At 55.2% G+C, this 19,343-nt stretch carries 24 protein-coding genes; 10 read left to right on the forward strand and 14 right to left on the reverse strand.

The window, feature by feature from the left end; genetic code table 11:
- Window positions 1-85 precede the first annotated feature (85 nt).
- Genes GS646_RS22055 through GS646_RS22080 form a run of 6 tightly spaced genes read right to left on the reverse strand, consistent with a single transcriptional unit; the run spans window position 86 to window position 4,221 of the window.
- Window positions 86-1,453 carry a M23 family metallopeptidase gene (locus tag GS646_RS22055; protein ID WP_171648686.1) on the reverse strand — a complete coding sequence of 456 codons (1,368 nt, stop codon included), beginning with the start codon at window positions 1,451-1,453 and terminating at the stop codon, window positions 86-88.
- Window positions 1,450-2,076 (reverse strand): SCO family protein, encoded by a 627-nt coding sequence (locus tag GS646_RS22060; protein ID WP_171648684.1) that lies wholly within the window; start codon window positions 2,074-2,076, stop codon window positions 1,450-1,452. The genes GS646_RS22055 and GS646_RS22060 overlap by 4 nt, the downstream gene beginning before the upstream one ends.
- The gene (locus tag GS646_RS22065; protein WP_152460744.1) at window positions 2,076-2,555 is read right to left on the reverse strand and encodes a copper chaperone PCu(A)C; all 480 of its coding nucleotides are present in this window, start codon (window positions 2,553-2,555) and stop codon (window positions 2,076-2,078) included. The genes GS646_RS22060 and GS646_RS22065 overlap by 1 nt, the downstream gene beginning before the upstream one ends.
- Window positions 2,556-2,573: 18 nt before the next feature.
- A complete protein-coding gene (locus GS646_RS22070; protein WP_050605686.1) occupies window positions 2,574-3,233 on the reverse strand; it encodes a DsbA family protein in 660 nt (219 codons plus the stop codon).
- Entirely contained in the window at window positions 3,230-3,652 is a 423-nt protein-coding gene (locus tag GS646_RS22075; protein ID WP_152460743.1) for a disulfide bond formation protein B, read from the reverse strand. The genes GS646_RS22070 and GS646_RS22075 overlap by 4 nt, the downstream gene beginning before the upstream one ends.
- A gap of 5 nt (window positions 3,653-3,657) precedes the next feature.
- On the reverse strand, window positions 3,658-4,221 hold the full coding sequence (locus tag GS646_RS22080) for an SCO family protein (protein WP_152460846.1): 564 nt from the start codon (window positions 4,219-4,221) through the stop codon (window positions 3,658-3,660).
- Window positions 4,222-4,434: 213 nt separating this feature from the next.
- Between GS646_RS22080 and GS646_RS22085 the strand changes: the two genes are divergently transcribed.
- Both GS646_RS22085 and GS646_RS22090 read left to right on the forward strand, forming a co-directional pair.
- Window positions 4,435-4,863 carry a helix-turn-helix domain-containing protein gene (locus GS646_RS22085; RefSeq protein WP_152460742.1) on the forward strand — a complete coding sequence of 143 codons (429 nt, stop codon included), beginning with the start codon at window positions 4,435-4,437 and terminating at the stop codon, window positions 4,861-4,863.
- 97 nt (window positions 4,864-4,960) lie between these two features.
- On the forward strand, window positions 4,961-5,722 hold the full coding sequence (locus GS646_RS22090) for a transglutaminase family protein (RefSeq protein WP_152460741.1): 762 nt from the start codon (window positions 4,961-4,963) through the stop codon (window positions 5,720-5,722).
- 198 nt (window positions 5,723-5,920) lie between these two features.
- Here GS646_RS22090 and phnE read toward each other — a convergent pair whose 3' ends face one another.
- The 4 genes from phnE to GS646_RS22110 are packed head-to-tail and all read right to left on the reverse strand — an operon-like array spanning window position 5,921 to window position 10,144.
- Window positions 5,921-6,664, reverse strand: coding sequence for a phosphonate ABC transporter, permease protein PhnE (phnE, locus tag GS646_RS22095; RefSeq protein WP_152460740.1), 744 nt, complete (start codon window positions 6,662-6,664; stop codon window positions 5,921-5,923).
- The gene (locus GS646_RS22100) at window positions 6,664-7,434 is read right to left on the reverse strand and encodes a phosphonate ABC transporter ATP-binding protein (protein ID WP_152460739.1); all 771 of its coding nucleotides are present in this window, start codon (window positions 7,432-7,434) and stop codon (window positions 6,664-6,666) included. The genes phnE and GS646_RS22100 overlap by 1 nt, the downstream gene beginning before the upstream one ends.
- Window positions 7,431-8,291 (reverse strand): phosphate/phosphite/phosphonate ABC transporter substrate-binding protein, encoded by an 861-nt coding sequence (locus GS646_RS22105; RefSeq protein WP_152460738.1) that lies wholly within the window; start codon window positions 8,289-8,291, stop codon window positions 7,431-7,433. Before GS646_RS22105 ends, GS646_RS22100 begins: the two co-directional genes overlap by 4 nt.
- Window positions 8,291-10,144 carry a cytochrome c peroxidase gene (locus GS646_RS22110; protein ID WP_171648682.1) on the reverse strand — a complete coding sequence of 618 codons (1,854 nt, stop codon included), beginning with the start codon at window positions 10,142-10,144 and terminating at the stop codon, window positions 8,291-8,293. The genes GS646_RS22105 and GS646_RS22110 overlap by 1 nt, the downstream gene beginning before the upstream one ends.
- A gap of 116 nt (window positions 10,145-10,260) precedes the next feature.
- On the opposite strand from GS646_RS22110, the gene mntR reads away from it, so the two are divergent.
- On the forward strand, window positions 10,261-10,713 hold the full coding sequence (gene mntR, locus GS646_RS22115) for a manganese-binding transcriptional regulator MntR (RefSeq protein WP_152460736.1): 453 nt from the start codon (window positions 10,261-10,263) through the stop codon (window positions 10,711-10,713).
- A 472-nt stretch (window positions 10,714-11,185) separates the two neighbouring features.
- Complete coding sequence (locus tag GS646_RS22120) at window positions 11,186-11,683, forward strand: murein L,D-transpeptidase family protein (RefSeq protein ID WP_152460735.1); 498 nt, start codon at window positions 11,186-11,188, stop codon at window positions 11,681-11,683.
- A gap of 428 nt (window positions 11,684-12,111) precedes the next feature.
- Here the strand turns inward: GS646_RS22120 and GS646_RS23275 are convergent, their stop codons facing one another.
- The 4 genes from GS646_RS23275 to GS646_RS22140 form a co-directional block, all read right to left on the reverse strand.
- Entirely contained in the window at window positions 12,112-12,204 is a 93-nt protein-coding gene (locus tag GS646_RS23275; protein WP_152460845.1) for a helix-turn-helix domain-containing protein, read from the reverse strand.
- Window positions 12,205-12,409: 205 nt separating this feature from the next.
- Window positions 12,410-13,363 (reverse strand): LuxR family transcriptional regulator, encoded by a 954-nt coding sequence (locus tag GS646_RS22130; RefSeq protein WP_170417956.1) that lies wholly within the window; start codon window positions 13,361-13,363, stop codon window positions 12,410-12,412.
- A 187-nt stretch (window positions 13,364-13,550) separates the two neighbouring features.
- Window positions 13,551-14,840 (reverse strand): helix-turn-helix domain-containing protein, encoded by a 1,290-nt coding sequence (locus tag GS646_RS22135; protein WP_170417959.1) that lies wholly within the window; start codon window positions 14,838-14,840, stop codon window positions 13,551-13,553.
- Window positions 14,841-15,207: 367 nt separating this feature from the next.
- Window positions 15,208-15,930: a hypothetical protein gene (locus GS646_RS22140; RefSeq protein ID WP_170602107.1), complete on the reverse strand. Its 723-nt coding sequence runs from the start codon at window positions 15,928-15,930 to the stop codon at window positions 15,208-15,210.
- A gap of 155 nt (window positions 15,931-16,085) precedes the next feature.
- Between GS646_RS22140 and GS646_RS22145 the strand changes: the two genes are divergently transcribed.
- The 6 genes from GS646_RS22145 (at window position 16,086) to GS646_RS22170 (ending at window position 19,342) form a co-directional block, all read left to right on the forward strand.
- Entirely contained in the window at window positions 16,086-16,442 is a 357-nt protein-coding gene (locus tag GS646_RS22145) for a hypothetical protein (protein WP_142638830.1), read from the forward strand.
- A gap of 48 nt (window positions 16,443-16,490) precedes the next feature.
- Window positions 16,491-16,904 carry a thermonuclease family protein gene (locus GS646_RS22150; RefSeq protein WP_170417964.1) on the forward strand — a complete coding sequence of 138 codons (414 nt, stop codon included), beginning with the start codon at window positions 16,491-16,493 and terminating at the stop codon, window positions 16,902-16,904.
- Between the two features lie 473 nt (window positions 16,905-17,377).
- The gene (locus GS646_RS22155) at window positions 17,378-18,001 is read left to right on the forward strand and encodes a hypothetical protein (protein WP_152460688.1); all 624 of its coding nucleotides are present in this window, start codon (window positions 17,378-17,380) and stop codon (window positions 17,999-18,001) included.
- A complete protein-coding gene (locus GS646_RS22160; protein ID WP_152460687.1) occupies window positions 17,998-18,423 on the forward strand; it encodes a hypothetical protein in 426 nt (141 codons plus the stop codon). The genes GS646_RS22155 and GS646_RS22160 overlap by 4 nt, the downstream gene beginning before the upstream one ends.
- On the forward strand, window positions 18,420-19,064 hold the full coding sequence (locus tag GS646_RS22165) for a lytic transglycosylase domain-containing protein (RefSeq protein ID WP_152460686.1): 645 nt from the start codon (window positions 18,420-18,422) through the stop codon (window positions 19,062-19,064). Before GS646_RS22160 ends, GS646_RS22165 begins: the two co-directional genes overlap by 4 nt.
- The gene (locus GS646_RS22170; RefSeq protein WP_152460685.1) at window positions 19,061-19,342 is read left to right on the forward strand and encodes a hypothetical protein; all 282 of its coding nucleotides are present in this window, start codon (window positions 19,061-19,063) and stop codon (window positions 19,340-19,342) included. Before GS646_RS22165 ends, GS646_RS22170 begins: the two co-directional genes overlap by 4 nt.
- The last annotated feature ends 1 nt before the right edge of the window (window position 19,343 follow it).

Below are 19,343 nucleotides of genomic sequence, written 5' to 3' on the forward strand. Positions count from 1 at the left end.
TTTGGTTCTTCTGGAGTGCAGTCCGCTTCAGGCGCGCATACCCGCAAACTGATAGCCGCGCACCTGAAGCCGTTTTAAGAAACTCTCACGAACTAGATTCGCGTTTTTTGGCGACGGGATTGCCCAGCTGTTTCTCAAGCTGTGCTCGAGCATTTCTTAAGCGTTTTCGCGCTGCTTCGTTTTCAACCTCGTTGTTCGCAGCGGCAGCAAGTCGGTCGTCAGAAAGCGGGTCCGTTGGTCGCCCGTCGACCAATACTTCATAATGAAGATTGGGGCCGGTCGCGGTGCCGCTCGACCCGACACGACCAACCACCTCGCCAGCCTCCACGCGCTGACCTTTGGCCAGACCATCGGCGGTTGCGCTAAGATGCGTATATCGCGTGACCGTGTCCGATCCATGAGCGATTTCCACCACACGCCCATACCCCCCGCGCCAACCTACATAAGACACGCGCCCCGGAGCCGTCGCATGTACCGGAGTACCACGTGCGGCAGCGAAATCGACACCGGTGTGCATCCGCACATTGCCGTAGACCGGATGTTTCCGCCGACCAAAGACAGAACTCAGGCGCGCGCCCTCAACTGGTTGCGAGAAGACGCGAAGAAGCTCACCATCGACATAGATTGCGGCGCGGCCAATTTCGGCGTCTGGCCATGCTATTTCGTAAAGTTGGTCATCCACTTCCAGTGCTGCAAAAATGAGTTGCGGCTGGCCTACCTTCTCGCCGTCGATACTTTCTTCGCGCCAGAGAAGACGGAGTTTTTCGCCACCGGTCAGATCGCGTCGAAAATCCACTGTGCCGCTCAGCATCTGAGCGAGATCCACCGCAAAACGAACCGGGATCTTTGCGGTGCTCAGAGCATTTGAGATCGAAGTTTCGATCTCTGTTTTGCGGGCCAGAATGACAGTGTCGGGTTCCGGTGAGACCACGCGCGTGGACAATGTCTCGCTAAGTGTCACTTCAATTCTCACGCCATCTTCCACGGCGAGCTCCACACTCCGCAGTTGATCCGCTGCCGTTGCAACGACTGTTATCGAGTGACCCGGCCGCAAGCGCCGCAAGTCGTATTCAGCGCCAAGTGCAAGTGCGATTTCAGCGCGATCGGTTGCGTCAATCCCCGCGTCAGACAGCATACTGTCGAGTGTGTCACCCACCGCAAGCTCGCGCGTCCATGTTCGTGAAGGTGGTTCAACAGGAGGCAAAGGTTCCTCTGCCTGAATGGGTTCCGGCTGAACAGGTCGAAACGAAACGGGGCTTGGAGCGAGTTCTGCCGATGGTACGTTCAGCAACAGAGCCGATGTGGTCTGCGGTTCCGCAGGAAGTTTGGGCACCTGAAAGACCGTGGGCGCAGGCACCGTCATTTCAGACCTGTTCGAGGCAATGAACATGATCGCAGCAATCGAGACGCTGCTGATCGCGATCGCCGAGGTTGCTAGAAACCGTGCGCTCATGATGTTGTATCCGCTCCACTTTTCAAAGCGCGGCGGATCTTGGGTACAGCAAACTCTCTCTGCTCATGATAGTCGATGGTGCTGACAAATTCGCCTGTGGGGTTAAACAGAAAAACACTTGCGGTGTGGTTCATTGTGTAGTCGCCATCTTCCATAGGAACTTTTTCATAAGTGGCGCGAAAGTCGTCTGCGGCTTGCGCGATTTGGTCCGAAACGCCGACCCAACCGCGAATAGCTGGATGAAAGTAGCTGACATAATCGGTCATGGCATCGACCGTGTCCCTTTCAGGGTCTACGGTTATGAACACGACGTTCAATTCGTCCGCGTCATTGCCCAGATCATCCAGCCAGAGGGAAATATCCGAAAGAGTCGTCGGGCAAACATCCGGGCAGTAGGTAAAGCCGAAGAACACCATTGTTGCACGTCCGACCAGCGATTGCGGGGTGACGGGGGTCCCTTCGTGATCAACCATGCGAAAGTTCATGCCCGACAACGCAAGGGGACGAAGGCGAACTGATTGAGCCGCTCCCGGCCCATCCACTTGCCACCATCCGACAAAGAGTGTCAGGCCGATTGCGCCAATTCCAGCAGCCCCAAATGTGAGAACACGTCGCCGCTGCATCAGTTCTCTGGGCCTCGTGCAGCAATACCGAATATCGGTATGTTGACGGTCTTTTCTGCTCCATCGGCAAAGATCAGGGTCAGCGCAAAACTCTCGCCTTCAGTCATCGGGCGTTGCAGCCGCATAAGCATTGCATGCAGCCCGCCGGGCTCAAGCGCGACGGAACCACCGGGCGCAATTTCCAGCTCGCCAGCTGGTGCCATGGAACTGACGCCCTCTGCATTGGTCGATGTCTGGTGGATCTCGGGCATCATCGCAAGATCGGTGCGGATAGAGGTCAGTGTGACGACCTCATCACTGGTGTTGCGGATCGTCATGTACGCGGCACCCGGCCGGTTGGTGCCGATAGAGGCCCGCGACCAGGCATCTTCAACGACAACATCGTCGCCCCCTGCCAGTACCGGTGCCGATAGAATGGCAGTGGTGCCGAATGCGGCAAGCACACCTGCCAGAAGTGTATTTTTTGTAGTGAGTCTCATAGTACCTCTCGCTACTGCTCAGCTTTGCAGTGCTGCAACTTCTGCAGCGACCAGACGTCTCAATTCAGCCTCACCAAACGGATCCAGAGATTTGCCATTGACGAAGAATGTCGGAGTTTGCCGTATACCGACCGCTTCGACATCAGCGCGATCCTGATTAAGAACACCGACTGTCTGGGGCGCGAGCATTTGTGCCTGCGCTGCATCGGCATCCAGTCCCGCCGCTGCTGCAATTCGAATAATAAGACCAGGCTCAGGCGCACCATGCGCGGCCCATTTGGGCTGCTCTCGCAGCACGGCTTCCAGGACCGGTTCAAAGACCCCCTGCATGCGTGCCGCTTCAAGCACGCGGATCGCCTCCTCTGAGCCTTCGCCATGGAAAGGGGTGTACCGGATCACAACGCGCACGGCGTCTCCATGCTGTGCCATGATGTCCTTCACGACCGGATGAAAGGCACGGCAGGCTTCACAAGCCGGATCGAAAAATTCGACAATTGTAACCGGTGCGTCTTTAGGGCCGAGAACAGGCGAGTAAGAACGGATAAGTGTTTCAGCGATTTCGGGTGCGACAGGCTCGGTGTTGCCTGAAGCAGCCGGGCGGTTCACGTACCAGGAGGCGGCTCCAAAACCAGCGCCACCAAATGCGAGAACGGACAAAATCAGGCCTCGTCTGTTCATACTTGTTTCTCCTTGAGTGAAAGGGCGCACAGAACGCCGATTAGCGCGAATGAAACGAGCGCCATCAGCGGAATCGGGACGCCCAAAACAGTTTGATTTGCGTCCGTGCAGGACGGACCGCTAGCTGAGCATGGTTGGATTTTTTCGGGGATCAGACCGGCATACAGGCCCATGTGCCACAAGGCGACAGCAGCGCCCCCCAATGCCAGTGCTATCCCGTAACGGCCCACGTTCTGGTCCTGCCACCACAGGCCAAGCCCCAGTACGATCGCCAATGGGAACATGAACGCGCGCTGGAACCAGCAAAGCACACAGGGCGTCTGCCCCAGGATCTCTCCAATGAACAGAACAGAAAGAGAAGCAACCAGGGCAATCGCCCAGGCCAGGCCGAGAAGTGTATCTTTGGAAAACCAGGACATGGTGCTCAGAGTCTCTGTTTCAGATCCGCAAGAATTTCTTCGGGAGGCGTGCCATATGACCAGGACTGAACGAATCCAGCGTCCTCATTGAACAGAAACAGATGAGAGGTATGCCCCATCGTGTATCCGTCCGGTGCAGCGGCTTGTTCGATCCGTTCGTAGAATATCGGAAAAGTCTTGGACGTTTGCGCTATCTGTTCTGACGTGCCTGTAAGTCCAATGATCCCCGCATCGAAAAGTGGTACATACTCGGCCAAGACGGCCGGAGTGTCGCGTTCGGGGTCAATTGAAATGAAGATGGGTTGCACTTGGTTTGATTGGGTTCCCAGGCCTTCCTGCACTGCTGCCACCTCGGACAGTGTTGTAGGGCAAACGTCCGGGCAGTTGGTGAACCCAAAAAACACCAACATCCACTTGCCCGCAAAGTCGTTCTGAGTACGGACAACACCAGAGTGATCTGTCAGTTCGAACCTGGCCTCGAACGGGACAGAACCTTCTTCGGTCCGTACGGATCTGTTATCTGACCACAACATCAGATAGGCAAATGCCGCCGTTGCGACACCAGCCAGCACCCATAAGATTTTCTGAAATACAGTCAGTTTCAAAGTTAGCCGTCCGCCTGCGATTCTTGGTTCAGAACGGCGTGTACACCCTCTACCTGCTAGAGGTTCAAAGGTGATTTCGAGCCTGCGGCTGGGTGTCACAGGTCCACCGGCTGGAAGGTGCTATTGTGCGGTGCTGACCTGAACCTACATAAGCTGTAACTTTGCAAGGAGACCCAGATGCTGACGATCGGAACGCTTGGAAAAAAGACCGGAACCAAGGTTCAGACGATCCGCTACTACGAGCAGATCGGACTTATGCCGGAACCGGGGCGCACCGAAGGTGGCCAGCGGCGTTATGGCCATACCGAATTGGATCGCCTGGCTTTTATCCGTCACGCCCGCCAACTGGGGTTTTCGCTTGAGGCGATACGCGAACTGCTTGATTTGTCCGACGATCCGGATCGCCCCTGTCATGAAGCCGACAGTATCGCGCGCCGGCAACTCAAACAGATTGAGCAAAGAATGGCGCGGCTGGAAGCGTTGCGGACCGAGCTGGAGCGCATGGTGCATGAATGCAGTGGCGGCAACACCTCGGATTGTCGTGTACTCGAAGTTCTGCGCGATCATTCCGAATGTCTTACTGATCACGAAGAAATCGGCGCGTAACCCTGGGCAGCGTCGTTGCGAACTGGAATTAGCCCCTTGAAGCTATAGTCACTGTAGCAATTACAAGTCTTTCTGAGTTGATTCGACGAGAGACCAAATGCTGAACCGAGACCCGTTGCTAACCGCCACACCTCTGCTTGATTTTGAAACACCCGCAATTTTGGGACTCATAACGGAACGGCGCTGGCCCGATCTGCCTGTCTTGGATCGAATTGGCGCTATTTATGATTTCGTGCGTAACGAGATTGCCTTTGGTTACAACCGTGCAGACGATATCCCGGCATCAGAGGTACTCGCCAATGGCTATGGGCAATGCAATACCAAGGGCACTCTTCTGATGGCACTGTTTCGCGGCAGCGGTATCCGATGCCGTTTGCATGGCTTTACGATCCACAAAGAGTTGCAGAGGGGTGTGGTTCCCGAGCTTTTCTATCCGATGGCGCCGACGGAGATTGTGCATTCATGGGTTGAAGTCGAAGCAGAGGGTACGTGGCTAAAGCTGGAAGGCTTTATTCTGGATGAGCTTTTCTTACGCGTGTTGCAGCAGACATTTCCCAAAACAGAAAGCCTGTGTGGGTATGGTGTGGGGACGGATTGCCTGAGCGATCCCCAGGTCGAATGGGAAGGCCGTGACACATACATTCAAAGAAACGGCATCGTGCAGGATTTTGGGGACTTTGACTCACCTGACTCCTTTTATGTCCGTCACAGGCAGAACTTTGGCTTTTTTCGTGAACTGATGTACCGAGTCGTCGTGAGGCATTGGATGAACGCACGTGTAAGAGCACTACGCACTGGCAGGCTGGTGGCAAATGTTTCGGCAACACATTCCCATGGCAACTCTGGTGAATCCGTTTGAACGCTAGATTGGCACCAAGAATTTTCCTCAACGCAGGCGATTTTCAATCTAGCAAGCTTGAGGCCTTAACAAACCAGCGCGAGGGCGTGTGTAGCAGGCTACACCGGCCCGGTTTCAAGCGAAGCATCCAACCTTCAACCGCGATGGAAGAAAAGGAAAGACACGAGCCTTTTCTTTAGAGAATTGGGAAATTCCGGCTTAGTTGAACCGTTTTTGCAAGGCCATATTCAGCGCCTCTGACAATAAAACCAGAACAATGATTGCCAACGTCACGGTCGCAGCCTTTTCATACTGAAACGACCGTACATAGGTTTGCACATACAACCCAATGCCACCTGCACCGACAATGCCCAGTATCAGGCTTTCGCGCAGATTTAGCTCAAACCGAAATACGGTATCGCGCATGATCACAGGCGCCATCTGCGGCCAGATTGCCCAACGCAACTGTTGAATTCTGTTGGCCCCTGCGCTTTCAAGCGCCGCCACAGGAGCGGTGGCAACATTGTCGATGGCTTCTGCATAGAACTTTGCCAACATGCCGGTCGCGTGAAATGTGATTGCCAGTATACCGGGAAGCGGACCCAACCCAACAGCGCCCACCATTAGCATAGCGACCAGGATCAGCGGGATCGACCGGATAACCGCAAGCAAGGCACGGACGGGACGCCAGATCGCTGGTGGTACCATAGTTTCAGAGGCCAAAACGGCCAGTCCCACCGACAGGATCACGGCGAACAATGTTCCCAGAATGGCGATCCTCAGAGTCTCCGCCAGCCCGGTCAGAACCTCGCGCCAAACGGACAGGTCAGGTGGGATCATACGCCCCAAAAACTCTGCCAGACGGGGTCCCGCGCCTGGCAGCTTGCCCAATCCCATATCTCCGCTGGTCAGCGACCACAGGATCGCCAGCACCAGCATGACCCAAATGACGGATCGACCCATCAACTGACTACACGCAGCCCCGATGTGACACCGGCACCGTGATACAGTTCATCGATGTCCCCGCTGGTCAACTGAGCCGACGGTTTGTCGAACAATACCACGCCATCTCGCAGGCCTATGATGCGCTCAGCAAAGCGGCGTGACAGGTCGGGCTGATGCGAGCTGAAAATGACGCCGATTTCGCGGCTACGTGCAGAGCTGGTGATCAGGCTCAGAATGCGTTCTGCGTGAGCAGGGTCCAAATTGCTGACGGGCTCATCCGCAAGGATCAACTCGGGTTCTTGTGCCAGACATCTGGCAATCGCAACGCGCTGCCGTTGTCCACCCGACAACTGATCGGCACGGCGGCTTGCCAGATCGGACAGCCCCGTATCCTGAAGCGCCCGTGTCACGCACATATGGTCCTCTTCCCGGAACCGCCCCCAGAGTGAGGACCAGATATTCATCCGGCCCATCCGACCGTTCATCACATTCTGATAGACACTCTGCCGATCAACCAATGCGAATTCCTGGAAGACAAAGCCGATATTGGCACGGTCCTCGCGGGATGGAATTCCTGTTGCCAAAAGTGACTTGCCCAGCACCTGGGCCTCGCCCTGCCAACCGCTCGAACGACCATCCAACAACGCCAGCAACGTTGATTTGCCCGCTCCCGAAGGACCGAGTAGCGCGACACTTTCACCCGGCTGCACCGACAGTGAAACATCTGCAAGAGCTGCCGCACTGGCAAAGTGCTGCGATACCGCGTTGAGTGAAATCACAGGGTTCATTTCAGAAACCCATACCGCCGCGCAGTCTCGCGTACGCCTTCGTAAACCGATGGATCAGCAGGGAGATAGCCGTCCGGGCCATAGAGGTAGGTGAGCAGGTGACGGTTCTCACTCTCGTTGAGGCGCAGCATGGTTTCAATGAACTTCGCCTGCAGCCCAGCGTCCAGGTCAGGGCGGGCAATGATTGCGTGGCTGGGAATTTGTTCTGATTCCGCCAGCACCTTGACCTCGGCCTGCTGATCCGGTGTCAGATAGAGATCGGCATACTGGCTTGCGCCTGCCGCATCGACCAGTCCGTTGGCCATGGCCTGCATCGCTTGCTGATAACCACCGGCAAAGAACTTCTGCCCGAAAAAACTGTCAGCATCGCCTGTGCCCGAGAACAGCCCGGCGCGCACAAACAGATCAAGCGGATAGATGTAACCGGATTCCGAGACCGGATCGGAAAAGGCAATGTCACGTCCCCGGAGATCGGCCAGCGTTTCGATACCGCTGTCACGTCGCACGAAGACGCGGCCCGAATAGCTGGGTTGCCCGCGATAAACCTCGGACAAGAGCGGTACGGCACCGATCTGGTCCTCGGCCAACACAAAGGGCAACGCTCCCATGAACGAGATATCGGCATCACCGTTGCGCAGCGCCTCGACGGCGGCTGCGTGGTCAAACGTCACAAACCCCGTGACCGGAACACCCATCTGCTCGGAAAGCCAGCCTGTGATGATGTTGATATCACCCAACAGCTTTTCGGGGTTCTCCTGCGGGATGAAGGCCAGCTTCAGCCCCTGATCAGTTGCGGCCATTACGGGCAGGGCTACAGATGCGGCTGCAGCGACCAGAAAATTGCGGCGCGACAGCATCAGAACATCCTCTCGTCAATTTCGGCCTGCATGGCCTTGAACAGCTCCCATTGGCGGGTGGCTTCGGTCCAGTTTCCTTCGGCGCTGGCATCGCCAACCGCTCGCAGGATGGCAGCGAATTCGTAGATTTCGGGCTTGGCGTTCTGATTGACCATGACACTGGCATCCGTCGCCAGATCAGGAGCTACCGTGTCGATCAGAACCGCTATGTTTTCAGCATCCTGCATAGGCAGCAGGGTATCGAGCGTGCTGGCGAATGTTGTCAGTTCTTCCCAGGACAAGCGGAATACGCTGTCACGGCCTTCGAATACTTGATAGGGGTCTTCACCGTCGCCAACGGCTTCGACATAGGCAGTCAGGTCTGCGCGCTGTGCTTCGTCCAACCCCAAATTCTTGGTGTCATTGAACCAGTCAACAACGCTGGCCAGCGTCGGCAGCGATCCGTCATGCATGTAAGGTGCAGTGAAATTGACGTTGAGCAGTGTCGGGGTTTCGAACGCCGTAGCCGTGCCCCCGGGGAATGGTTGTTCAGCGCTGCCCATGTCGTAGGTCAGACCATCGCGGAACTGACGGTCAGGCGTGTGACACGAAGCGCAGGATTTGTCACCAAGTCCGGCAAATTTGGTGTTGAACAGCACCTCTCCGCGCTTGGCGTCGTCCGAAGCCAGATCGGTCAGCTTGCCGTACCGGTCGATCTTTGGGTTGGGAAGGAAGTCGAACTGTTTGACATAGGCTTCCAGCGCATCCAGCTGGAACGGCGTTGGTTCCTTTCCCGCGAACTCGGTCACAATCACATTTCGGATGAACCGGCGCAGGCTTGGTTCGCGCCCGTCGCGGCCATAAGGTGCGGTAAAGCGGATGCCACGCATGGAAGGCGTGTCCAAGTGATCATCGGTCCGGTCATTGAACATTGGATTGAAGAACGAACCGTCCACATCCATCCCACCTGGATGGGATGAAAGGCCCGGAATGAAGAAATCCCGGTTCACGTCGGAGCGGTTGTGGCAGGTCGAGCAGGCGATGCCCAACTCGCGCGCCGGGCCGCCGAAGATTTCAGGGCTGTCGAACAGCATATCTCCATAGGCCACCAGCGGTAGATTGGCCTCATCCTCACCCGCCTCTTCAAATTGAAGAACCAGCCGCGGCAGCTGCGCCTGATCTCCGATGTTCGACCCTGGCGGCAGCGTGGCGGGCATTGTGATTTGTTCGCCTGAAAGAACTACTGTTTCAGGCAGCGGTGTTAACTTGTCGCGTTGGGCATACTCGGATGGCAGATAGTTGGCACGAATATAGGCAACAATAGTGGCCTGAGCTTCTGCAAATTGGTCGACATCCACTGTTTGTGCGCCATTGCCCAGTACTCCTGCGCTGCCAAGGGTGGAGTTCAGAACCAACCATGCCCGGCCCAGATCGCGAGACGCCGACGTGTCTGCAGCCTTGATACCATCCTCGAATGCGCGGAACAGAGCAGCCGCTTGCGCGACCTCGCGTGCCGCTTCAGGCTGACCCAGCGCGGTCTTTGCGACATCCAGATGGCGCAGAATTCCCTCAGCAATGGCAGTTGTGCTTGCTTCAAACAGCGCCTGCCGATCTTCGGCTTTCATAGCTTGGTTGATCGCAATCGCTTCGTTGCCGGAGACGCGTGACAAGGGAGCGACCTGAATGTCACTGCCAGGTGCGGGCGAAGTCCAACTCCTCTCAATTTCATCCCAGGGAACCGGGGTTAGATTTCCCATGAACAAGGTCAGTCGATACGCGGCAGCGCGCGGAGCCCAAGGAGATTCTTCAATCGCCGTGGCATCCGCGATCACGGGCAATGCGCAAAGTAGTGTGGACGCTATCAGGTGTTTCATAGCACTGTCTATCAAAGTTAGCCTTGTCTAATTTAATGATGAAGGCATGCTCATTGTCAAGCTCGGCTTTCAGGTGCATACACTGGAGACTAGACCAGCGACGTAATCGTGAGCCGATGACCGAAACAAAACCGGTAAATTCAGATCGTAGCATTGATACCCAGGCGAGTGGGTTTGAGGCTGTGCGACAGGCCCACCAAAGCGAAATGGTTGAAGACTACGTTGAACTTATCGCGGAGCTGATCCATCAGAATGGCACGGCGCGCCCGGTCGAAATAGCCGAGCGATTGGGCGTGACCCAACCTACGGTTTCCAAGAATTTGGCTCGTTTGAAACGAGAGGGTTTCATTGAGCAAATACCCTACCGCTCACTTCAGCTGACCGATGCCGGGCGTCAATTGGCGGAAGCTTGTAGAAGGCGTCACCGGATTGTCGTGGAGTTCCTGATCGCCTTGGGCGTTTCACCAGAAGTGGCAGAGCATGACGCTGAAGGTATTGAGCATCATGTAAGCGAAGAAACTCTTGCAGTGTTTGAACGGTTCGTTGGGCGGGCCGATGAAGCAAAGTAGAAACAAAAAGAGCCTCAAATATGGTTGCGAAATTTGGTAGATCTAATTTCACATAGACAGAGATTGTCCTAAGTTGCAGCTAGACAGTGACGCTATCTGAGGGTGGGTGGCCCGGCGCGAAACTACGTGGGTACCTGAAAATCGATACAGGTGCAGACGTAGTGAACGAGCCCTTAGAACAAGAATCCAATTCGGTAGATGATCTGGCTCACTTAGTAATCGGCGTCAAGATTTCCAGCGGCAAAAAACCTGACTACAGCAGCGATCTCCGTACTGAATAGGCGAAAACTGAAAGATTGCTTAAGAATAACATATGTCGAAATCATAGAGTTACTCATTGCACTTCTGACGAGGTGGCCACAACTGATCACTTTGTTTTCGGTTCCTGTCCTAGCGAGATCCAATATACCTTTGTTCAACTGGCCTTTAGTGATATTTTTTTGAAAAAATCAAAATGAGCCGAGCAGTTCCTATGAAAAGACGTCTGTTTCTCTCTGGCTTCATAGCCGCCTTTTTGTCCGGCTGTGCAAGCAAGTTCCGTACTTACAATGGGCCGGTTGTGACTCGGCTTCGGCTATACAAAGCGCAGCGCCTACTTATCCTCGATGGTAGTGAGCGTGTCTTGCGGGCTTTTCCAATTGGACTCGGATTTGCCCCCGAAGGTCACAAGCAATTCGAAGGAGACGGGCGAACACCTGAAGGCTCCTATGTAATTGACCGTCGCAATCCCGAGAGCCTTTTCCATCTTTCAATCGGAATCTCTTATCCGAACGAGGCGGATTCTGCGTTTGCCCGAGCTCGGGGTCGTTCTCCGGGCGGTGATATTTTTATCCATGGCGGCCCTCGCCCTGGAATTGATCCCACGAACAAGCGTGACTGGACTGCAGGGTGCGTCGCTGTCACAGATCAGGAGATTGAAGAGATCTACGCTATGGTCAAAGACGGGACGCCAATCGAAATCTACTCATAGAGGGACAGGTTCCGAATAGACAACGATTGCGGATTTGCCTTAGCGCTACGTTGATGGGGGCAGAAGCTATTACTAGAGCTTTCACGGCCAACGCCACACTCGCTGTTTCGACGAACGGATAAACGGATATAGGTCTGGATTGAGAACCCAATCCCACCAGCGCCGAGCATCGGTGGGATGACATGCTTATGGGCAAGCAAATTGATGACAGGACGAATGAACACCGCCGACGAGTCCAATAAAGGACGTTATTTGTATCCTTTTCCGACATCAACTCGCGTAATTCTGCCGTCGCCAGACCGCAAGTCTCATGCTCCAACAGGTGAGAAGTAGGACATGAGGTGTCCCATCACCGATCTGCAGCTTTCCGGTGCGCAGACGCGCCGTAGTAACCATCGCGTTCAGATGACAGGGTTCTGAGAAGACGTTTATTTGATCTCGCGATGGATAGTTGCCTTCGAGCGTTTCAACACATGTGCCATCTCTCGAACAGGGACCTTCGCATGCCTCCAGCGCTCAATCCTACGCCGTTTCTAAATGCCGAGTTGCGAATACACTGCGCCTGTGCCATTTTCTCCTCATTAGATAACCCATTGGTTTCTAACAGAAGTCGCACTTGGAAATAGCACGCACCCCCTGCTTCAAACCAAAAACGCAGAAGTGAAATTATGTGAAACTTGCCCCTGCTCACAATTTTGCAAATCAAGCGGTGCACGTGGGCCGAACTCAGAGATGCCTGATCCACACGCATTGATCCCGGTTGGGTCCAAGTTCTTCGAGGATCCTTTCAGCATCCAGATTGAAGTCTTTGGCAATTTCCTGGACCTGAACCGCCTGAAAGCTATCCAAGTTCCGCACCGTTCGACCATCTTCAAAGGTGATCAACTCGTGTGATCTTCCAGACCAACGCACGATCCCGCCGCAAAGGGTCTGTCCTTCAACATCCGCAAGTTCGGCGACCGGGTCGGCAAAGAAATCGGTCCATTTAAGAATACCTGTGCTGACAGCTCTCGCCACTGCTTGTTCCGTTGTCCGGCACTTGAGTTTTGTGACGATCGAAGACGTCAAAGCATGCACCATCCTGGAGGAGAGCCCCGTCTGGCCAGCAACTACGGATGGGATCAATCCTGATGCGAGCATCTTCAGAACATCCATCTCCTGATCGGACAACGCATCCGTAGGAAAGTTGAAAACTGTATCAATCACATCGAGCGCGAGTAGATGCAGGACCTGCGCTTCGTGGCGAAGGGCAGGGAGCATACTCCCGACCAAGGCGTCCCAGTCGGATCGGCGCAGGTTGGAGGTAACCGTAAAGACACCACGCTCCCCAAACGGATTGATAACCGGAATGGATAGTCCGTGCTGACCCACACCAAATTTTCTCGCTGCATCGAATAGCGGTGCGTGTTCACGCTGATCATCAAACACAGCCCAATCAATTGGTGCGATCATTGCGGCGCCAAACCGGATGAGGGGATCGACCAGGACCATGTCGTTGTCGACGTAGTGCCTGACCCATTCGGCCGGGAACGTGGTGCAGCCGTGGACAACGTTGTGATGCTTGTCGATATGGGCGTAGGACGCATTCTCCAGTCCGAACCTCGAACAAATTTCCTGAAGGCGCGCCTCCCCGGTCTGCCTGAAATCCAGTTCAGAATTGCCAATGTCCGCGATTTTCATAGATCGTCTTTCTGTTCCGCGTTGCCGTCGAGGCCGCTTAGCAACCTAAAGCTGAACAAACCACTCGGGAATTCCCGTAGCCAATCATGCATTTGAATACAGTTCTGTTCTGGAGGCGGAAACGGAGCGAAAACCTGCCGATGAGACACATGAATTGGAGAAGCTGGCGGCTCATAACCCGGCACGGCTAAAACCCGCTGCAGTGATCTTGCGGAAGCCCGTCTTCCTCCTCTCGGGCTCTACGCGCCAAAAGCCCCATGAAACTGGAAATCAGGTTCAGTTCACCGCGCTCATCTGCGTGCACCATACCGCGCAGATATCCGCCCGGATTAACCACTGGCGGCAACCGTGGATCGCTCAGCCTCGCGTCTGTGATCAACCCGGCCAGGATTGCACCCATCACGGTCAATCGGTCAATCGCCGTACGCCAAGCCGAGGCATTGGCGCCGATCTCCGACAATCGCGACCAAACGCCGGTCTCAATCGCGTAGAGCGACGGGCTGGAATTCTGATCTCCGCCACCCGCGATATCGATATGCATGCGCAGCTCGGGTGAGGCCAGTTCATATAGGATGCGGTTATTCACCCGCGGTAGTTTTTGGGCCTTGCGCGATGCCGTATCTGTCGGATGATTGCTTTCTAAGCAATGCGGAGGGCCGTCAGGCCCGGAGCCGGAACAATCTGGTTCCGAGGCTTTTGCCGAGGACATTGAACTCTCGCCATCGGCGTTACAGGACAGAATTGTTTCTTCAATTTGGTCTTGTATATGGCACCCGAAACAAGCTTCGGGTTCACCCGAAATTTCACCGGGTTTTGCGACATGCTCTTCGATCCGGCTCCAAAGGTCGTAAGCCGCCTGAACATGTAGCTTGAGCGCCTCCAGCGTCATGTATTTCAACTTGTCGGCGCGCGGCCAGGATCGAAGTTCCTCCTTCATGCCTTCCAGACTTTCAGGAGGGCAGGGGAGTAAGAGAAGCACGGCCAGACTATGTTTCACATATCGGTAAAGCCGTGATCGATCCCCGCGCAGCTCGTCCTGTTCTTTCTTCTCGGCCTTGCTGCGCACGTCCGCATCGCGCATCTCGGGAATGAGGTTCAGGGCAGGGGTCAGGAAGAGTCCAAGCTTCTTGCGCTTACAGCGCGCGCCATTTGCGCCAAGCCTGCGTTCGATCAGACCAATCCTTTCCAGCTCACGTTCGTGATTGTGGATTGTCCGATCTGTCACGCCTCGCCCGGCAATGAGGGTTTCCTGGCGCGCGTAGCAAAAGGGTTCCTGAGACGGGTCTCGAAAAGCACATGGCGTAATCATATCGATGATGATCTCTAAGGTGCGAATACACTGGGCTGATGCGCCTCTGATCTGCGCATATCCCACGCAGAGCTGACGTAACCTGTCACGGTTCCAGCCCTCAGGAAGGCCGTTGTGAAAGCGAATATTATCGTGGTGATGGGCGGATGCGATCTGCCGAAAGCTCATGGATTTGGCCTCATTTGGCAAAGGTCAGTGTTGATATCGCGGCTTCGCGGGGCAGGGTGTTCGGAATGGTTCAACGGTCTCATGGTCTGCTTCTCATTGGGGAAGCAAGGCGGCTCGAACCTCAGCAAAAAGACACAGAAAAACCGTTCGCACAGATGCGTTTGTCCTTGTCAGTAATTTTGGAGTTTCCTATAAATCAGGTGATCAAACGTGACTTAAGAAGATCCCCGCTGAGGCCCCGCCTTGCGGGGGTTTTTGTTTCTGGGATTAAGTTTTTCCTCCGGGCCAATCGGCCTGGTTTAAAAATGCAGCTGGCGATTTTTGGTGGCATAGCCAGGAGCAACGCGTTGTACCGCAGGTCAGCACCTCAATATCGGATGAGTTCGTAGTCGCTGAACCCGAATGTGTCGGTCCACTCGACGCCAACGCCGCGGAAGTAGCTGGGAGGTTCACAGCGATTGCCCAGTGGCAGCCAGTAAGGGATTGGGGCAGGAGCGCGCTCGGACCAGCGAAAATTCGTATTATCGTCGTAGGTGCCAACCACAAGATCAAGCGAACGCTCGCAATCTCCCTCCCTTGAACGACGGCGATAGCTGTAGTGGCGCACATCCCAAACCCTGATGGATCTCACAACGTCGAAATCGGAAGAAGAAAGATCGACGCTGATCGGGGTGGCTTGGAAACCGTCACCGTATTGGCCGTGATGTGCATCGATCCTTCCTATCGAGATCGCTGCGTCTACCAGTATTGGCTTAGCGGTGTCATCCGATGGAAGCTCTGGAACTGGGCTAGCACTGGTGCGCTTGATGGCTTCCAACCGTTCCATAGGACCCAAGTCCGAGGGGCTGTGTGACGTATTCATCGGACAGCGCCAGAGTTGAAGCGGCGGTTCGACCGGGTAGGGTGTGATGCGCCGAATGAACTCCGCCTTGGCTGCGACGCAATCAGCCGAACTTGGCCAACCCCCGGCGAGGCAAAGGAATATGGCACAGTCAATTGGATAGGCACGAGCCTGCGTGGCTGGCAGTGCAGCGAGTGCAACTGCAAGGGCCTTCGCGCGAGTTCGATTTCCGGATTTTGAGTGTTTCAAGATGGTCTCTCCTGCTTGCGAATCGCCTAAGCAATATCCGGCCAATATATTTCTGACAATCCAATATCGTATATTGGCGGGTTTTCTTATATTGACGTAGATTGTGTTTTAGTCCACAACTTTTGGATGTAGAAGACGGCCCATAGGGGGTCGTCATGGCGGACAACAAGAGACAATACACTGTGGTAACCATCGAGATGGTCCGGGGCCTGAAAGAGGATCAGGTTCCCTTTACATGCCGCTACGAATTTATCGGACTCGCTTCCCTTGGACGACCTAAGTACCACTGCATTTACAGCTCGCCGAACTATGTCGGGGCCTTGTGCAAGTCGAAGATCTCTCGAGCGGGCGCTGAGCCCAGAGAGTTCGATCTTTGGCCGGGCCTCTTCAAGCATCATCAGGAATTTGGTGATGGGCGCATTCTCTGCGTCAAATCAGACTATACGATCGAGTCGATTACCCCAGAGGGTCTCGAAGCAGCTCAGGCCCTGGACGCGAAATCCAAAACCTGATCGGTCACGTTCGAGAACCCGGCTCATCAAAATGCTGGGGCAGGGCGCATGAAACGGCTCTTGTTTCTCAGCGCTGCACTCGCGTCCTTGTTCATTGCTGCAGTTTGGATTGAACCAGCTAGGAAAACAAAGACTCTCGGCGCATCCGAGGTGATTGCCGTTGACGGTGACACGATCGACCATGGTGACGACCGATACCGGCTTATTGGGTTTGATACGCCTGAGACATTCCGGGCTCAGTGCGATGCTGAGAGAGCTTTGGGTCTACGAGCCAAGGACCGGCTGACGGAGCTCATCAACTTCGCGGGCGTAATTGAACTTGAGATTGAGCTGCACTTTGACGTCCACGATCGCTTCTTGGCGCTTGGGCGCGTGTCTGGACAGAACGTCGGGGCCATCCTGATTTCTGAAGGTCTGGCGCGCCCGTACTCGGGTGGCAAGCGCCAGTCCTGGTGCGGCTGAAAGAAAGGATAAAACAACGATTTATGACAGCAGAGAGAAACGACTAAGCAATAAGCAGTCCTGCCGATTGCGCCAACAATCGACAGGACAAGAAACGCCCTTAATCCATCCGGGCATTCCTCCAACATCAAGAGAGAACTGTACTATGGTAAAAACAGTAGTCCGAGATGCCGGTCCTAGATTGGGCAGCACCGCGACAGAGTCAATGGGTGCAAACCTAGACAACGCGTCTGCACCTCCGATCCCTTAGCGCTGTCTGACGATTGAGGCGCGCGGGACATCCGAACGTTCCAGCCAAAACATCTGACTAAGAGATCCGAACCAGACATTGGTCTTTTGCGGCGCCACTGAAGGTTCAGTGCTGTGTCCCAGCACCCGATTCCCCACCGCTCAGATGACCTGAAGTCGACCCCATAATAGTAATTATGTAAAAACTACTGACCTATTTTTTGAAAGGCGGAAAGGTGATCACAGTGGCCTTCGACACTATCGAAAGCAAGATTGATCGGCGCTGGGTGCCTGCCGCCCAGAGCTTCGAGCAAGCCCGTAAGGACATTCTCACCGTAATCCGCCACCTTGCCGGAGAACGGTCAACCATCAAGCGCGGAATGCGCGAATACTGGCTGGAAAGCGATGCCCGCGCCACGGCTTTCGGAATCGCGCTCGAAATGTTCCATGTCCTCAATGATCTTGAGTATGTCCGTGCAAATCGGCTCTACAAAGCCTTGAAGTTGCACGCAGACGTTAACAAGGCGTTGGGTCCGAAAGAGCTGTTCCGCTTTGCTTCACCGGAAAAGGCCGCTGCGCTCATCCAAAGCAGCAGCCGAGCAAACTATGCCAACTCATACGCAACCCTGAAATTCGGTTGCGACCTGTCAGGCACAATCGACGCCGACACCGCGCGCGACGTTCTGAACCGGCATGAAGCCCTTTGGTTCGTTTACCCAAACGCCACCTATCACGTTCACCTGATCCGTGAGGGTGTCTGGCTGGACATCGTTATGCCGCTTGAAGTGGTCGTTGAGCTGCGCCTTGAAGTGGATTTCGCAATGCAAATCCGACAAGCGGAACTTGATGCGCAGGGAGCTTTGTCATGAACAAGCCTGCGCGCAAAGTTCTTCCTGATCGTCGGCTGGCTGAAACACGCCGCGTTGAAACTCCGCAAGGGCACACTGCCTTTGTCACCATCGGGTATGATCCGGCGTCGCCAATCAAACCCCGTGAAGTGTTCTATAGCGGCGGTTTTCGCTCTGGCAGCGACCTCGAATACCATCTGCATGATCTGTGCGTTCTGATTTCGCTGTTGCTGCAGCACGGCGTAGCAGCTTCGTTTCTGTCGCGCTCTATCGCTCGCAAGACTTCGGCCCTTGGTGGCGAAGAATACGCAAGTCTCGCAGGCTGGTTGGTGGATGCTGTCAGCATTCCGCCGTCCTGGACTGATGAGTACGTGGCCGCGACCGGCGACGAACAGAACCCCTCCAATTCCTCGCCAACTCAAGCAAAGGAGAAATCCGAATGATCGCAGCAATGCGGCCCCTTCTGCTCGTCTCCACGGCATTTGTGGCGACCGGCGCAAGCGCCCAGGTCATCGAATACGAGCCGGATGGCAGCGTGTTTCTGAACGGTGCGCGGGCAGAAATCGTCAATGGCGTCGTTCGGCCAATCCGGATGCGTGAGTACACGCTTGACGAAAAACCGGAAGCGCCGAAGGCCAAGCCACAGGAAAAGATCGAGATTGCGGGCAAGGCACCGCGGCCTCGCAGATCCTCGGGCGGCTGGTCGCAGGAGCGGATCGTCAAAGAAATCCACGCAGCGGCGGAACGCCATGACATTCCGGCCGAGTTGTTCATGGCGCTGGTCTGGCAGGAAAGCCGGTATCGGGCTGACGCTCTGTCACCCAAGGGTGCCTATGGCTTCGCACAGCTCATGCCCGGAACGGCGAAAGACCTGGGCGTGAACCCAAAGAACCCTGCAGAAAATCTCGACGGTGGTGCCCGCTATTTGGCGGCGCAGTACCGCGAGTTCGGAACCTGGAAGCTGGCGCTTGCCGCCTACAACGCCGGGCCTCACCGCGTCGTCGAATACGGCGGCGTCCCCCCCTTCACCGAAACCCGCAATTACGTGCGGATCATCCTAAGCAAAGTGAGCACTTCCTCATGAAAAGAACCCACTTCTACCAGCAGATGGCGTTTTTCGCGATCACTGCGTTCATCATCACAGCAGCGCCCGCCTCCGCTGGCTGGCTGCAAGATGCCATTGGCGATTTCATCAACGAAACGCTGGCCGACTCGAAGGTCGTTGGCGTCAGCCTTGCCGCTGTCGGCTTCATCTGGGGCTGTCTCGCCTACGTGTTCGGCTGGGGTTCGCTGAAAGGCCCGGTAATCGCTATCGTCGTCGGCGCTGTTATCGGCCTCGCTGATACATTCATCGGAGGCTGAT

Source organism: Ruegeria sp. HKCCD4315 (assembly GCF_013112245.1).
GTDB lineage: Bacteria > Pseudomonadota > Alphaproteobacteria > Rhodobacterales > Rhodobacteraceae > Ruegeria.

Coding starts and splice junctions, on each gene's coding strand:
- GS646_RS22055 (WP_171648686.1), bottom strand. CDS start 1,453: ATGAGCGCACGGTTTCTAGCAACCTCGGCGATCGCGATCAGCAGCGTC.
- GS646_RS22060 (WP_171648684.1), bottom strand. CDS start 2,076: ATGCAGCGGCGACGTGTTCTCACATTTGGGGCTGCTGGAATTGGCGCA.
- GS646_RS22065 (WP_152460744.1), bottom strand. CDS start 2,555: ATGAGACTCACTACAAAAAATACACTTCTGGCAGGTGTGCTTGCCGCA.
- GS646_RS22070 (WP_050605686.1), bottom strand. CDS start 3,233: ATGAACAGACGAGGCCTGATTTTGTCCGTTCTCGCATTTGGTGGCGCT.
- GS646_RS22075 (WP_152460743.1), bottom strand. CDS start 3,652: ATGTCCTGGTTTTCCAAAGATACACTTCTCGGCCTGGCCTGGGCGATT.
- GS646_RS22085 (WP_152460742.1), top strand. CDS start 4,435: ATGCTGACGATCGGAACGCTTGGAAAAAAGACCGGAACCAAGGTTCAG.
- GS646_RS22090 (WP_152460741.1), top strand. CDS start 4,961: ATGCTGAACCGAGACCCGTTGCTAACCGCCACACCTCTGCTTGATTTT.
- phnE (WP_152460740.1), bottom strand. CDS start 6,664: ATGGGTCGATCCGTCATTTGGGTCATGCTGGTGCTGGCGATCCTGTGG.
- GS646_RS22100 (WP_152460739.1), bottom strand. CDS start 7,434: ATGAACCCTGTGATTTCACTCAACGCGGTATCGCAGCACTTTGCCAGT.
- GS646_RS22105 (WP_152460738.1), bottom strand. CDS start 8,291: ATGCTGTCGCGCCGCAATTTTCTGGTCGCTGCAGCCGCATCTGTAGCC.
- GS646_RS22110 (WP_171648682.1), bottom strand. CDS start 10,144: ATGAAACACCTGATAGCGTCCACACTACTTTGCGCATTGCCCGTGATC.
- mntR (WP_152460736.1), top strand. CDS start 10,261: ATGACCGAAACAAAACCGGTAAATTCAGATCGTAGCATTGATACCCAG.
- GS646_RS22120 (WP_152460735.1), top strand. CDS start 11,186: ATGAAAAGACGTCTGTTTCTCTCTGGCTTCATAGCCGCCTTTTTGTCC.
- GS646_RS22130 (WP_170417956.1), bottom strand. CDS start 13,363: ATGAAAATCGCGGACATTGGCAATTCTGAACTGGATTTCAGGCAGACC.
- GS646_RS22135 (WP_170417959.1), bottom strand. CDS start 14,840: ATGAGCTTTCGGCAGATCGCATCCGCCCATCACCACGATAATATTCGC.
- GS646_RS22145 (WP_142638830.1), top strand. CDS start 16,086: ATGGCGGACAACAAGAGACAATACACTGTGGTAACCATCGAGATGGTC.
- GS646_RS22150 (WP_170417964.1), top strand. CDS start 16,491: ATGAAACGGCTCTTGTTTCTCAGCGCTGCACTCGCGTCCTTGTTCATT.
- GS646_RS22160 (WP_152460687.1), top strand. CDS start 17,998: ATGAACAAGCCTGCGCGCAAAGTTCTTCCTGATCGTCGGCTGGCTGAA.
- GS646_RS22165 (WP_152460686.1), top strand. CDS start 18,420: ATGATCGCAGCAATGCGGCCCCTTCTGCTCGTCTCCACGGCATTTGTG.
- GS646_RS22170 (WP_152460685.1), top strand. CDS start 19,061: ATGAAAAGAACCCACTTCTACCAGCAGATGGCGTTTTTCGCGATCACT.